The organism is Hephaestia caeni (genome assembly GCF_003550065.1).
GTDB lineage: Bacteria > Pseudomonadota > Alphaproteobacteria > Sphingomonadales > Sphingomonadaceae > Sphingomonas > Sphingomonas caeni_A.
The window spans coordinates 195,414-207,329 of the sequence record NZ_QXDC01000005.1 but is presented as its reverse complement, the minus strand read 5'-3'; the positions used below and the strand labels follow the sequence as shown (position 1 = coordinate 207,329).

16 protein-coding genes and 1 pseudogene are annotated in these 11,916 nt (G+C 65.5%); 1 reads left to right on the top strand and 16 read right to left on the bottom strand.

Translation table 11 applies throughout. The features are described 5' to 3' along the window. Positions 1–133 precede the first annotated feature (133 nt). The 10 genes from DFR49_RS20095 to DFR49_RS20050 all read right to left on the bottom strand — a co-directional run bounded on the left by DFR49_RS20095 (position 134) and on the right by DFR49_RS20050 (position 4,844). On the bottom strand, positions 134–910 hold the full coding sequence (locus DFR49_RS20095; protein ID WP_012114863.1) for a lytic transglycosylase domain-containing protein: 777 nt from the start codon (positions 908–910) through the stop codon (positions 134–136). Positions 911–914: 4 nt separating this feature from the next. Then, positions 915–1,250, bottom strand: coding sequence for a DUF736 domain-containing protein (locus DFR49_RS20090; RefSeq protein WP_012114862.1), 336 nt, complete (start codon positions 1,248–1,250; stop codon positions 915–917). Between the two features lie 44 nt (positions 1,251–1,294). Then, positions 1,295–1,840: a S26 family signal peptidase gene (locus DFR49_RS20085; RefSeq protein ID WP_012114861.1), complete on the bottom strand. Its 546-nt coding sequence runs from the start codon at positions 1,838–1,840 to the stop codon at positions 1,295–1,297. Next, positions 1,837–2,346, bottom strand: a complete 510-nt coding sequence (locus DFR49_RS20080) for a DUF2840 domain-containing protein (RefSeq protein ID WP_012114860.1) — start codon at positions 2,344–2,346, stop codon at positions 1,837–1,839. Before DFR49_RS20080 ends, DFR49_RS20085 begins: the two co-directional genes overlap by 4 nt. Further along, positions 2,343–2,594: a hypothetical protein gene (locus DFR49_RS20075; protein WP_012114859.1), complete on the bottom strand. Its 252-nt coding sequence runs from the start codon at positions 2,592–2,594 to the stop codon at positions 2,343–2,345. The genes DFR49_RS20080 and DFR49_RS20075 overlap by 4 nt, the downstream gene beginning before the upstream one ends. Further along, entirely contained in the window at positions 2,591–3,229 is a 639-nt protein-coding gene (parA, locus tag DFR49_RS20070) for a ParA family partition ATPase (RefSeq protein ID WP_012114858.1), read from the bottom strand. The genes DFR49_RS20075 and parA overlap by 4 nt, the downstream gene beginning before the upstream one ends. Next, a complete protein-coding gene (locus tag DFR49_RS20065) occupies positions 3,226–3,519 on the bottom strand; it encodes a helix-turn-helix transcriptional regulator (protein ID WP_012114857.1) in 294 nt (97 codons plus the stop codon). Before DFR49_RS20065 ends, parA begins: the two co-directional genes overlap by 4 nt. 150 nt (positions 3,520–3,669) lie before the next feature. Continuing rightward, a complete protein-coding gene (locus DFR49_RS20060) occupies positions 3,670–4,176 on the bottom strand; it encodes a DUF2285 domain-containing protein (protein ID WP_049775951.1) in 507 nt (168 codons plus the stop codon). 46 nt (positions 4,177–4,222) lie between these two features. After that, a complete protein-coding gene (locus tag DFR49_RS22600; RefSeq protein WP_119037542.1) occupies positions 4,223–4,453 on the bottom strand; it encodes a transcriptional regulator domain-containing protein in 231 nt (76 codons plus the stop codon). A 127-nt stretch (positions 4,454–4,580) separates the two neighbouring features. Further along, positions 4,581–4,844, bottom strand: coding sequence for a DNA -binding domain-containing protein (locus DFR49_RS20050; protein ID WP_041577054.1), 264 nt, complete (start codon positions 4,842–4,844; stop codon positions 4,581–4,583). A gap of 186 nt (positions 4,845–5,030) precedes the next feature. Between DFR49_RS20050 and DFR49_RS20045 the strand changes: the two genes are divergently transcribed. Further along, on the top strand, positions 5,031–5,258 hold the full coding sequence (locus DFR49_RS20045) for a helix-turn-helix domain-containing protein (RefSeq protein WP_041575612.1): 228 nt from the start codon (positions 5,031–5,033) through the stop codon (positions 5,256–5,258). 161 nt (positions 5,259–5,419) lie between these two features. Here DFR49_RS20045 and DFR49_RS20040 read toward each other — a convergent pair. The 6 genes and pseudogenes from DFR49_RS20040 to DFR49_RS20010 form a co-directional block, all read right to left on the bottom strand. Continuing rightward, a pseudogene (locus DFR49_RS20040) lies at positions 5,420–5,716 on the bottom strand (YkvA family protein); the annotation flags it as partial. A gap of 179 nt (positions 5,717–5,895) precedes the next feature. Further along, a complete protein-coding gene (locus DFR49_RS20035) occupies positions 5,896–6,222 on the bottom strand; it encodes a DUF736 domain-containing protein (protein WP_012114853.1) in 327 nt (108 codons plus the stop codon). 586 nt (positions 6,223–6,808) lie between these two features. Beyond that, on the bottom strand, positions 6,809–7,249 hold the full coding sequence (locus DFR49_RS20025; RefSeq protein ID WP_012114852.1) for a hypothetical protein: 441 nt from the start codon (positions 7,247–7,249) through the stop codon (positions 6,809–6,811). Positions 7,250–7,397: 148 nt separating this feature from the next. Further along, positions 7,398–8,324: a DUF2493 domain-containing protein gene (locus DFR49_RS20020; protein ID WP_012114851.1), complete on the bottom strand. Its 927-nt coding sequence runs from the start codon at positions 8,322–8,324 to the stop codon at positions 7,398–7,400. Between the two features lie 318 nt (positions 8,325–8,642). Further along, complete coding sequence (locus DFR49_RS20015; protein WP_012114850.1) at positions 8,643–9,686, bottom strand: DUF7146 domain-containing protein; 1,044 nt, start codon at positions 9,684–9,686, stop codon at positions 8,643–8,645. 69 nt (positions 9,687–9,755) lie between these two features. Further along, the gene (locus DFR49_RS20010; RefSeq protein ID WP_012114849.1) at positions 9,756–11,885 is read right to left on the bottom strand and encodes a ParB/RepB/Spo0J family partition protein; all 2,130 of its coding nucleotides are present in this window, start codon (positions 11,883–11,885) and stop codon (positions 9,756–9,758) included. Positions 11,886–11,916: the final 31 nt, after the last annotated feature.

Genomic DNA, 11,916 nt, shown 5'->3' with positions numbered 1-11,916 from the left:
AAAGCACAACCGAACCGAGGCGCACATCGCGCCCCTTTATCCTGCCATCGTGCGGTCGTGTTGCCTCGCTCCCCCTTCCACGCACGCCATGATGCGCCGGAGTACGCCAGACCGCGATCTCGAGTGAGCGCGGTCATTGCGGCCCTCGACCATCAGGCCGCGCGACGAACAGGCCGGAGGACTGCGGCATGATCGCGGAAACCTCGCGCACGGGAGGTGTCGCAGGAGCGTCGTCCGGATGGTGCGGGGTTTGCGCTGGATCGGCAGCCGAGATGCGCTCGATACGCGCGACGAACAGCGGGGCGCGGGTCCAAGCCTGTGGCGGATCGGCGACGGCGACGGCGACTGGACTGGGGAGATCACCGCCGCCGAATAAAGGGACCAGCGCGGCGACGTAGGCGCGGGTCTCGGCCGGGAGCGGGCGACCGGCGAGATACTCCTCGTAGCGTCCCGGCCCCGCATTGTAGGCGGCCAGGAAGCCTGGCGAACCATAGCGATCATACATCTCGCGCAGGTAGGCCGCGCCCGCGAGGATGTTGTCGCGCGGACTGTAAGGATCGCGCCCCAGTCGGTGGCGTGTGCGAAGCTCCGTCCATGTATGGGGCATGATCTGCATCAGACCCATTGCGCCCGCGGATGAGATCGCGCGCACGTCGCCCGCGCTTTCGGCACGCATGACGGCGCGAATCCAGCGCTCCGGAATGCCGAAGCGTTGCGAAGCCTCGGCGATGAAGACGGCGAACGGATCGGCTGGGCTTGCGCGCGAGGTCGTCGCGTTCTGCGCCAGCGCGGTGGCCGGTGATCCGCTGACGATCAGCAGGCCGGAAAGGAGAAGGACGGAGAGATGCCGGGCGGCGCGTGTCCGCCCGGTCTCCACCGGTTGCCTGCGCGATGGGCGGCGCGTCGGCATGCCGTCAGTCCCGCTCATTGCGCTTCGGCGGACGGTTCCAGTGCAGGCCCCAGGCGGACTTGTCGTCGCCGGACTGGAACAGGTTGGCGCGGATCGGTTGGCGGAGTGACGGGTCGTCGATCTGCAAGGAAACGTAGTCGCCGGCCTTCTCGCCGGTTCGCCTCCATCCGGCGCCGATCTCCGGACCGCCGTCGTCGCGAAGGTGAATGCGATAGTCCGGCGCGTTCTCGGTGTCGGAATGCTCGGCGGGGACGAGCACCATCTCGATGTCGAGAGCGACCGTTCGGATGCGGCCGGCATAGCCGGTCTTGGTGCGCGTGAACTCTCCGATCTGCGGCATGGAAGCCTCCTGTGTGGTGCGGTGAAATGGGAATGGGCGCGTCTTCACCGCGTCGCGGCGCGCCATTCGAAGCGGCCGTTGCCGTCTTCGTCGGTGTAGAGAGGGGTTGCTCGTCCGATGACCGAGCCGCGGGAAACTGGACCGAAGTAGCGACCGTCCAGGCTGTCCTCCACGGACCAGTTCATGAGGAAGATCTCGTCGGCGGCGATGCGGCGGCAGCCCTGCCAAACGGGGAGATGGCGGCCGAGACGGTCGCGCGGCAGCGCGTCGCCGACCGGGATGCCGTCTACGGTGACGTGTGCGCCGGTGCGGCAGACTTGTTGCCCCGATAGACCCGCAACGCGTTTCAGGAGCGGGACGCCGCGAGGCAGATAGCCGCGCTCAGCGAGGAACGATGCGAGCGGCTCGGGTGCGTTTACGGCGACCAGGTCGGTCACTTCGAGCTGCGGCGACCGATCGATTGAATAGAGGCCGACCGGCGTGCTGGCGGACGCGTTCCAGATCAGCCTGGGCGTGATGTGGATGAAGGACAGGCCACCGATCAAGATCACGGTGAAGTACGTCGTCATGACGTAGCCGAAGCGGGTCATGGCTCGACCTTCCGGCGCAGAAGGATGGCCCGATGCTGCTCCGCCGTGTAGCTGCGCGGTTCCTGGCCGGCAGCGAGACGATTATGAACATGCCGCCAATGATGCGGTGAGACCTCAGCCGGATTGATGCCGACCGACTCGATGGCGTCGACGATCTGCAGTACGCGCTCGACCTTTGGCCAGCCGTCCATCCTCAGCAGGATGTCGCCACCAGGACGCACGAAGGGCAGAGTCTGGTAGTGCTCGCCGGGCGAGATCGCGCGCACGATGTCGATGCGCGAGATGATCGTGCCGAAGTCGTTTGCCGCCCAACGGACAAAGGCGAAGACACTGTGGGGCGGGAAGCTGAGCACGCGCCGGCGTCGGTCGAGAATCTGTTCCTGGACGTCCTGGCCGAACCGAATCCAGTATTCGACCCTCTTCTCGATCCAGGTCAGTTCGACGCGAGTCAGACCGTCGAAGAGGAGCGCCGCCGGCACGCCGCGCAAATGACCAGCGCCGTTCATTGCGTGTCTCCTTCGGCTGGAGGAAATTCGCGGGCGAGCAGTTCGCGCAGCATGTCGGCGACGGTGACGCCGCGCTGGAACGCGGCGATCTTGATCTGGCCGCGCATGTCGGGCGTCACATCGATCGTGAGCCGTGCCGTGAACGCGGCGTCGCCGTTCCGAGCGGGTCGCGGATCGGAGGCTTTGACCCAGCTCTCAGGATCGACAGGACGTGCAGTGAAGCCGCGTTTCTGGGATCGCCCGGTCATGGCGCGATCCTCCCGATCTCGGCGCAGAGCGCGGTGATCTCGCGCGCTGCCGGGCCGTGCTCGTTGATCTCCGAGACGAGGCGTCCAGACCGCGCTGTGTCGGCGAAGGCGACGCGCTGGCCGATGGTGGACGCGAGCACCGGCGGATCATGGTCGGCGAGCGTCTCGGCCGTCTCGCGGGCGATGATGGTGCGCGCGCCGCATCGGTTCAGCACGAAACGAGCCACGACCTGCGGACGATAGATGCGCGCCTCGCCAAGCAGCGACAGCATCTCCGCCGAGGCCCAGCCATCGAAGGGCGATGGCTGCACCGGGATCAGCACCAGGTCGGCGGCAAGCAGTGCTGATCGCATCAGGCCGGCAACGCGCGGTGGCCCGTCGATCACCACATGATCGGCGCCTCGCGCCAGTTCCGGCGCTTCGTTGTGAAGCGTATCTCGCGCTAGACCGACAACACCAAACAGGCGCGGTAAACCTTCGCGCGCGCGCTGCTGCGACCAATCGAGCGCGGAGCCCTGTGGGTCCGCGTCAATGAGTAGGACGCGCCTCCCCCTGCTGGCCCATTCGCCGGCGAGATGGAGCGCGAGCGTCGTCTTGCCGACGCCGCCCTTCTGGTTGAGGAGCGCGACGATCATGACGCACCGCCACCGCGACGGGCGGCATTCCCATGGCCAAGCCTTGCGTGCGGCTTGGCGGGATGGACAACGTCATGTCCCGGATCAGATGTGGAAAGCCGCGTGCCACGATCCGCCCAGGCCTGAAGATCGTCGAGGGCATAGACAATGCGGCCGCCCAGCTTGCGATAGACTGGTCCGGTGCCATAGGTGCGATGCTTCTCGAGCGTGCGACCTGACAGGCCGAGGAAGCGCGCAGCCTCAGGGGTGCGGAGATAGCGTGGCGGGGGGTCGAGTCGCGCTGCTGGCATGGGGCCTCCGGGCTTCGGCTGCGCCTCCAGCGTGCGGTGGCGAAGCGGCGACCACGGTGGCGAACCATCGGCGTCAGGGTGGATGACGAAGTGAGGCCCCTGCGTGCGCATACCCCCTTACGGTCACGCTTGAGGGGAGCCGAGGCGGGGTCAGCGGCCGGCGAGCAAACGGAGATAGCCGCCGTGCATCATCGTCTGCGCATCCTTCACCAAGCGGATCGTCTGGGCGCGGATGGACGACGTCTTCCACTCGGCAGCGGACTGCCGGGGCGTGTCGAAAAGCACTCCGGCGATTTCGCGATAAGTCGCGCCCGCGGATCGGCCATCGAGCGCGCGCACCATGCGCACCAGCCGCAAGCGGTGGCGCGGTGTGAGCGTGAGCGCGCGCGGTAGCGGACCGGCGGCACGTCCAAATAGGCGGCGTTGGAATCGCAATGCCGCTTCGGTGCGGATGTGGAAGTTGTCGTCGAGCGGTAGCAGGATGGCGAGCGGCTGAGCCGGGTCGATGGCTCCGGCGACCAAATAATGATCACCGTCGGGATCGGCTATTACGATCGCACCTTCGCCTCCGGGCTGCGCGTGCAATGTGGCGTGGGTCAGGTCGAGTTGTTCGAGCCGCCGGGCCATGCGAAAGACGGCCGGCGCGGCTTCAAGCATCAGAACGCTGGCGACAACCTCGGGCCGCCAGAAGATCGCGGTCTCGTTAGCGGAGCGATCGGGGTCGAGCAGGAAATCGCAGCCCCCACTGTGGGGCGGCGGCGCTCCTATGGGGCAATGAAGCGCTTGACCGGCTGGCCGGCGTGCTGCGCAGACGGTCATAGTCGCTGCGATAGTCGGGATTCCGGCGCAGGAACTCCCACGCAAACCCTTGCCGCTCCAAGCGGTTCAGCGCGCGTTCGGTTGTCTGCAATCGCCAATCCGGCGGCTCGGCCATACGCGTCTCCTCGTCCGCGTTTTGAGTGGCCCCCTCCACGCCCAAGCCTCGCCGCCGACGAGGCGCGGCGGAAGTCCCCAAAACTGCGCGGCGTGATGCCTCGCACAACCGGGAGGAGTGTCCTGCTTTAAGACACGCGGGGACGGAGGAGCTCGCGATAGCCGGTGGTGGTCATCCAGCGGGCGCGGGCGAGATGGCTGTCATGAACTATTCGGGCGCGGTCGGGATCGCGGTCCGGATCGAGCGCGAAAAGGATTTGCACCGCCTCACGCCAGTCGGCGCCTTCGGCGGCGGCATCGAGGAGCCGAATATAGAGAGCAAGATGGCTTTCGTCGTAACCCGTCAGGCGGTCGCCGTCGGGCGGACGGTCCTGGAAAGCAATGACGGTCATCGGCGCGTCCATCTTCTTTGGTTAATCGATCGTATCCGCATCGCCAATGCAAACCAGACCGATAGCTGAAATTTCCCGATGCTTTTCACGCATCGCGCCAGCCCAGTGGCGGCATCGCGAGGAGGCTTCGCGGCCGTGTATTATAACACGTAGCGATATAATACTCGATTGTCTCCTATCCTGCGGATGGACATTCGCAGAATTTTTGGAGCCAACGTCAGGAGGTATCGCGTCGCGGCCGGTCTGAGTCAGGAAGCGGTCGCCGTGAAAATGGGTGTGGACCGCGCCTATGTGAGCGGCATGGAGCGGGGCCAGCAGAATGTCACGCTGTTGACGATGTGGCATTTGTCGGAAGCGTTGGGCGTGAGACCCGCCGACCTTCTCGATGAGGCGGTAGAGGAAGCTGAGACGTGAGTCTCAGCGAGTCGCGGCCCGACTTGCCCGATCCGCACTGCCGGATAAGCGGAAACGTGCAAATCCGTCAAAACCGCCGGTAGTGCCTCAGTTTGAAATTCAGCCGGTGAAATAGCGATAGCCGAGCCATGCCGTCAGTCCAACGGATGCGACCCAGACGCAACTATTACTACGGCGGCGGTTCCACTCACCGGGCGCACTCCGGCAAGAGCGGCGGCGGCGCGGTGCTCTGCCAAAACTTCTGGCGGGATCATTTTGATCACAGCCAGAATGCCGAGCGGCACAATTATCGCGTCGTCGAGATACCCCAGCACTGGAATGAAGTCTGGAATCAGATCTATTGGCGACAGAGCGTATCCAGCAACGCATAGCGCCAGCGCTTTCGCGTACCAGGGGGTGCGAGGATCGCGAGCAGCGAGATAAATCGCATGCACGTCTCGCTTGATCGTGCGTGCCCAGTCTTTCAGCTTGCCGTTCATTGGACGACACTATCCGCAAAAGGGCGGTGGCGCGTAATTCAAACCGAGAGACTACCAAACCGCCGACGCGCAATGCCGACAATGCGCAAAGCCGGATCGACGAGCCTTGAAGGGCTTGCCCCGCCCGAGGATCGGGCGGGGCATCCTGAGCCGGGCGGTCAATCCGCGTTCCTACGGCTGGGGCGGGACCAGATGAGGCTGTAGCCCTCGCCGTCCTCGTCGTCGAAGAGGTTGGCGAAGATCGGGGCGGTGAAGCTCGGATCGTCGAGCTTGAGGCTCAGATAGTCGCGGCCTTCGTTCGAGCGCTTGGACCAGGCGGCGCCGATCTCGGCGCGGCCGACGAAGACGCGGTGGCTGGGAGCGTTCTCGGCTGAGCGGCCGTTCTCCGGGACGATGCGGACGTTCCTGGCCTGGACCGAGAGGGTGACGATGTCGCCGACAAATTCGTTGTTGCCGGTCTTCTTGAAGGTGCCGATGGTCGCCATGATAGTTCTCCTTGAACTCTGTTCCGAGCCCGCACCATTGCGGCCTCGATGGCGATCGGCGGGCCGAAGGCGATCGACGCGGCATCGCTTGCGACCGCAGCGCAGCGGAGGATGGCAGCCAGGCGACTTTGTTGTTTCGCGAGGATGACGGCGCAGCCGGCAGGGGAAGAAAGTCGCTCGGCGCCATTGCCGCATAGGCGATCGAGGCGCAGCCGGCCTTCGGCCAGATCAGCCCATTGAAGAGGCCGTTTTGGAGCGGTCGGTTAGACAGAGATGGATTGAGGAGAACGTGGCGAGCGCGCTGCCGTCGCGGTCCCGGCGTCAACGCGGTTGGCGATTCCACGCGACCGTTCCGGGCCTGACCGCATCTCGACGCAGACACTGCTCTGGTATGAAAGCTCGCACACCGATGTTTCGATCGTGTGACCGAACGACGCCTCACTGCTCCAGCGTGAAACTGCGATGACGCGACACGGGTTGACCGAGACTAAGGTCCGAGTGGCGCTAACCGCCATTCCCATGGCTTCGATGACGAGGGCGGCGCTGGGGAGATCATTAGTTGGTTCTGCCTCTGCTGCTGATGGCGTCAGGCGCGTGCCAAGCCCCGCCCGGACGGTCCGGGCGCTGCCATCGCCGCCACGCGCACGAATGCTGTGACGCCGACGGCAATTGCGCCGATGACGGAAAAGACGATCTGCCACGTGTCGGAAGGCATCGTGTGCTTCACGATGCCATGGGTGGCGTGATAGCCGGCGAGCGCTGCGGGCGCGACGAACACGATCGCGATCGCGAGGCGCAGCCAGAGCGGCCGCACGAAGGCGAGCAGGAACTGGCCGATGCCGAACGTCAGTGCGGCGGCGACCAGGCCGACGACGATGCCGCCGATCCAGCCCGCGCCGGTCTGATAGGCCCAAACTCCAGTGGTGACGCCGGCGAAGGCGGGCAGTGCGAATACGGCAAGGGTGAACAAGAGCCAGCAGAGCATGCCAATGGCTGCGATGCTGGCGAGAATGCCGATGAAGATCATGGTAATGGGCTCCCGTGAGAAAATGTCTGACGGTCGTGCCTTCCACCACCACCATGGCGCGACCTGAGCATAGCCGAAATTGAGCGAAAACGGGAGCGGAAATCCGGCTGGACTTCCGCTTCCGCGAGCAGGTTAAGTTGGGAGGCGCTCACGCGCCGCCGAACTTCCAAACTGGGATGCCGAGCTTGCGAGCCTTGTCCGCAAGATTGCCCTGGATGCCGGTTCCCGGAAATACCATGGCGCCGATGGGCAGGACTTCGAGCATCTGATCATTGCGCTTGAACGGTGCAGCCTTGGCGTGTTTCGTCCAGTCGGGCTTGAACGCGACCTGCGGAACCTTGCGATGGTCGGCCCAGCGGGCGGCGATGCGCTCGGCGCCCTTCGGCGATCCGCCATGCAGCAGCACCATGTCCGGATGCTTGGCGTGCACCTGATCGAGCTTGGCCCAGATCAGCCGGTGGTCGTTGAAGTCGAGACCGCCGGTGAAGGCGATCTTCGGACCCGCGGGCAGCATCACTTCGGTTTCGGCGCGGCGCTTGGCGGCGAGGAAGTCGCGGCTGTCGATCATCGCCGAGGTCAGGTTGCGATGGTTGACCATCGATCCGCTGCGCGGCCGCCAAGATGAGCTGGTGTGGCGTTCGAAATGTTCGGCGGCCTGGTCGCGCATCAGCTCGAACGCGTCCCTGCGCTCAATCAGCGTTTGTCCCTCGGCGGTGAGCCGTTCCAGGTCGACGGATTTCACCTCGGAGCCGTCCTGCTCCCGCTGGCTCCGCCGCTGCGCCTGCTCATTGTCGTCGAGTTCGCGCTCGATCCGGTCGGTGGCGCGGTGGAAGAGATTGACGGTCGACCAAAGCAGATCGTCGAGGTCAGGCTCGAGGCGGGTGTCCCGCAAGGTGACAATCAGCGCATCGAAGATGTCGGCAATGGCGCCGGCGACGGCGTTCCCCTCAGGCAGCGGCCTCGGGTCTAGTTCGTCCTGGAAGGGGCGGAAGCCGTAAAGCTGTAGTTCGGTGAGAAGGTGGTCGGTAGGAGATGAAGCGTGATGGGGCTCGAAGTCGTCGCGATCGCTTGTCATGGGATGCTCCTTCGTCGGTTTGACCGCGACCCTCGCGGCCTTCTGGCGACGAAAGCCGTCGGGCGGGCCGGACCTGCACCCGGAGCGAAGCGCAGGGCCGAAGCGTCAGCGGAGGATGGCGAAGCCCGGTTGTTTTGCTTCGCGATGCAAAGGCCCGAAGGGCCGGCGGAAAAGAACCGGGCGTAGCCATTGCCGGACCGGACCGTTTGACGGCCGATCGCCCTCTCGAAGGCCGGGTCGCGGTCTCTCCGGCGAGATGGGAAGCAGCCAGGGTGATCGCGCTGACAGCGCCGCCCCTCTTGTCGCATCCCTCCGGAACTACATCGCCTCGGCCGCGACGAAGCGCGCGACATCTTCCGGGGCGAGCTGAACGCGGACATTGGCGCAAAGCGCAACGATGCCGATCAGCCTGAGATCCTCGTTGAAGTCTCCGAGCGTCGGCGACAGAACAATCGCATCGATCCCGACAGCGTTTGCCCGTTCGATCAGGCTGTCGCGCGCGCCATCGCCAGCCGGATCGTCGTCACGCACGATGTAGAGTCGGCGGAGTGTCGCCGGGAACAGGATGGCTGCAAGATGTGCGGCCGACAGCGCGGCGACCATCGGCATGCGGCGCGCTGCCATTCGCAGCGACAGAATGGTCTCGATGCCTTCGCCGGCCGCCATCACGTCATGCGCTATTCCGAACCGGACCGCGTGACCGAGGAGGTCGCCCATCGCCCGCCGCGGCGTGTCGACCGGTGCCTTGCCGCTGCCGTCAGGTGCAAGCCACGTGCGATGCACGCCGGTGATCCGGCCGCCGAGATCGGTGACAGATGCAATCATCGCCGGCCAGCTCTCGGTCGGACTATGCTCGTCCGGCCGGAAATAGCATCGCGGATGAAAGCGCAGCGATCCGGTTCCGTGCAAAGCCGTGATGCCGCGGTTCCGCAAATACGTGTCTACGACAGTGCGCGGAATCGGTTGCGACATGGCGAAGAGCCGGCGTGCGGCCTCGGGCGATCCGGTCGGAGCTGGCGCCAGCCGCGGACTTGATTGCCGCTCAGGCTCAGGATGCGGAAGGCTGAGGAAGGTTCGCGCCTCTTCGGCGACGTCCTTGAAATCCACGAGACCGCGTGTCTCGCGGATGACGTCGAGCAAATCGCCGTGTTCGCCAGTAGCGGCGTCGGTCCATTTGCCTGCAGCGCCCTTGCCGGATTCGGTGCCCTTTAGGCGGACGAACATGGACCGCCCCGGCGTGTTGCGGGCATCGCCTACCAGCCAATAGCGTCCTTCACGGCGGCCGTTGGAAAGATAATGCCGGCAGACCGCCTCAGCCTGCCTGGCCATGCGGCGCGCCAGATCGGATGCATTGTCCGACATCGTGTCCTCCGAGACGAAAAAGGGCCCGCCATCGCTGGCGGGCCCCTGGCAGTGCGGTTGGCTCCTTCGTTATTCGGCCGCGGTCGCGTGGGCTTCGAGCGCGACCGACTCATCCTCGGTCACTTCGTCGTCTTCGACCACGGCCGTTTCGCCGCCGTCCGCCGCCGTTTCTTCGCCCGCCGCGTCGGCGCCTGCTTCCGCAGCGTCGATGGCGTCGGACTCAACGGCGCTCAGCACGTCGCGACCCGGTGTGCGCAGCGGCTCCGGCAGCCATCCGGACCCGGCCAACAGCGTCTGGGCTTGTTCGGCCATCTCGGCCTTCTTCAGATGCTCAATGCGGTCGCCCGCACGCTCACCTTTCGCCTCCCGCACGGCTGCGAGGATGCGGGCCTTGGTCACCCGACCAAAATAGTTTTCGATCGTCGGCGTCCAACCGGCGGCAACCATGTCGAGATCGACGGCATGGGCGATCCGGTCGGCGTGGGCCAGCGCGCGAGGCTTGCGATTGTAGGCCTCATAGACCGCGTTGACCGACAGCGAGACGCAATGAGCGAAGAGCGCCCGACGGCTGTCGCCGTCGAACGTCACAAGCCCGTCCCAAAGGTCGGCCGGTTCCTTCGGCAGCGCGCTGACCCAAGCCTGATGCCGGGCGTCGAAAGCGACGGCAAGCGCACTGTCGGCAAGGCCCGGCGCCTGAGCGCTGAAACCGACACTCTTCAGGTCGAGCTCCAGACAGGTGTCCTGCGCGTAACGGTAAAACACCTTGAGGCACAGGGCGTGAAGCGCGGCGATGAAGGCGATGTCGGGATTCTCGCCCACCGCATGGCGAAGGGCCAGGGTCCGATGGGCGGTCAGCTCGGTCATCAGCCGGTCAGGAATCGGCTTGATACCATCGTCTTCTTCGGGCTCAGCGGCAGGACTCTCCGGGTCCGCGACCACGCTCGCACCGTCATGCTCAGCGCGTGTTGCGATGGTCGGCCCTTCGGCCGGATCGGTCTCGGCGTCAGACTCGGGGGCGATCCGAAGTTCGTCCTCGGGGCGGACATAGCCGCGCTCGATGCGCAGGGCGCCGGAGCCGTCGATGCTGATGAAGGCGCCAGCTCGCGCGACCTCCTCGGGATCGAAGGCCTGGGGGCGTTCATCGAAGGCGGCAAGCGCCGTCTCGATCTCGCCGAGTCGTTGATCGACCTCGTCGGGCAGTTCCTCGGCTTCGGCGTAGGTCTCCTCCAGACTGTCCATCTCGGCTTGCAACGCATCGCGCGTCGCCTGCTCATCGTGGGTGAGCGGAATCTGCTCGCCGCGCAATTGCCGCAGGCCGTAGGTGTGGCCGTAGGCAAAGTCGGGCGCGACATCGATCCACTTCCAGCCTTCGGCGCGGATCGCTTCGGACTGCTCGCGCAGCTTCTCGGCCACCAGCATGTCGAGGAGACCGACATCCTGCAGCCAGCCGCCGTCGTCGCCCTGGAACAGGTCGCGCAGGATCACGCCGCCCGCCTCGGTGTAGGCGTCGAGGCCGATGAATTGCGCGCGCTTGTCAGACGCCCGCACGGCCCCCTCGGTGAGCATCCGGCGGATGACATGCGGCTCTTTGGAGTACGACTGGGTCAGGCGCTCGAACACCTGCTCCTGGCGCTCATGATCGCCGTTGACGGTGAACGCCATGAGCTGGTCCAGCGTCATGCCGTCGTCGGCATAGACGTCGAGCAGCTTGGGCGAGACGGACGCAAGGCGGAGGCGCTGCTTGACCACCGACACAGCGACAAAGAAGGCCGCGGCGATGTCCTCCTCGGATTGGCCCTTCTCACGCAGCGCCAGGAACGCCCGGAACTGATCGAGCGGATGCAGCGGCGCGCGCTGGACGTTTTCGGCGAGGCTGTCTTCCTCGGGAATGCCGTTCTCGCGCACGACGCAGGGCACGGGCGCGGTCTTGGCCAAGCGCTTCTGCTTGACCAGAAGTTCGAGCGCGCGGAAGCGGCGGCCGCCGGCCGGCACCTCGAACATGCCGGTCTCGACGCCTTCGGCATCGCGAACCGGCCGCACGGTGATGCTCTGCAGGAGCGTGCGCCGGGCGATGTCCTCGGCCAGCTCGTCGATTGAGACGCCGGCCTTGATCCGGCGGACATTGGACTGGCTCAGCACCAGCTTGTTGAACGGGATATCCCGCGATGAGGACAGGACGATCTTCTGAACTCGGGTCATGGTCATTCTCCATGACGGGCGGCCGTGAGAC

Coding starts and splice junctions, on each gene's coding strand:
- DFR49_RS20095 (WP_012114863.1), bottom strand. CDS start 910: ATGCCGACGCGCCGCCCATCGCGCAGGCAACCGGTGGAGACCGGGCGG.
- DFR49_RS20090 (WP_012114862.1), bottom strand. CDS start 1,250: ATGCCGCAGATCGGAGAGTTCACGCGCACCAAGACCGGCTATGCCGGC.
- DFR49_RS20085 (WP_012114861.1), bottom strand. CDS start 1,840: ATGACCCGCTTCGGCTACGTCATGACGACGTACTTCACCGTGATCTTG.
- DFR49_RS20080 (WP_012114860.1), bottom strand. CDS start 2,346: ATGAACGGCGCTGGTCATTTGCGCGGCGTGCCGGCGGCGCTCCTCTTC.
- DFR49_RS20075 (WP_012114859.1), bottom strand. CDS start 2,594: ATGACCGGGCGATCCCAGAAACGCGGCTTCACTGCACGTCCTGTCGAT.
- parA (WP_012114858.1), bottom strand. CDS start 3,229: ATGATCGTCGCGCTCCTCAACCAGAAGGGCGGCGTCGGCAAGACGACG.
- DFR49_RS20065 (WP_012114857.1), bottom strand. CDS start 3,519: ATGCCAGCAGCGCGACTCGACCCCCCGCCACGCTATCTCCGCACCCCT.
- DFR49_RS20060 (WP_049775951.1), bottom strand. CDS start 4,176: ATGCTTGAAGCCGCGCCGGCCGTCTTTCGCATGGCCCGGCGGCTCGAA.
- DFR49_RS22600 (WP_119037542.1), bottom strand. CDS start 4,453: ATGGCCGAGCCGCCGGATTGGCGATTGCAGACAACCGAACGCGCGCTG.
- DFR49_RS20050 (WP_041577054.1), bottom strand. CDS start 4,844: ATGACCGTCATTGCTTTCCAGGACCGTCCGCCCGACGGCGACCGCCTG.
- DFR49_RS20045 (WP_041575612.1), top strand. CDS start 5,031: ATGGACATTCGCAGAATTTTTGGAGCCAACGTCAGGAGGTATCGCGTC.
- DFR49_RS20035 (WP_012114853.1), bottom strand. CDS start 6,222: ATGGCGACCATCGGCACCTTCAAGAAGACCGGCAACAACGAATTTGTC.
- DFR49_RS20025 (WP_012114852.1), bottom strand. CDS start 7,249: ATGATCTTCATCGGCATTCTCGCCAGCATCGCAGCCATTGGCATGCTC.
- DFR49_RS20020 (WP_012114851.1), bottom strand. CDS start 8,324: ATGACAAGCGATCGCGACGACTTCGAGCCCCATCACGCTTCATCTCCT.
- DFR49_RS20015 (WP_012114850.1), bottom strand. CDS start 9,686: ATGTCGGACAATGCATCCGATCTGGCGCGCCGCATGGCCAGGCAGGCT.
- DFR49_RS20010 (WP_012114849.1), bottom strand. CDS start 11,885: ATGACCCGAGTTCAGAAGATCGTCCTGTCCTCATCGCGGGATATCCCG.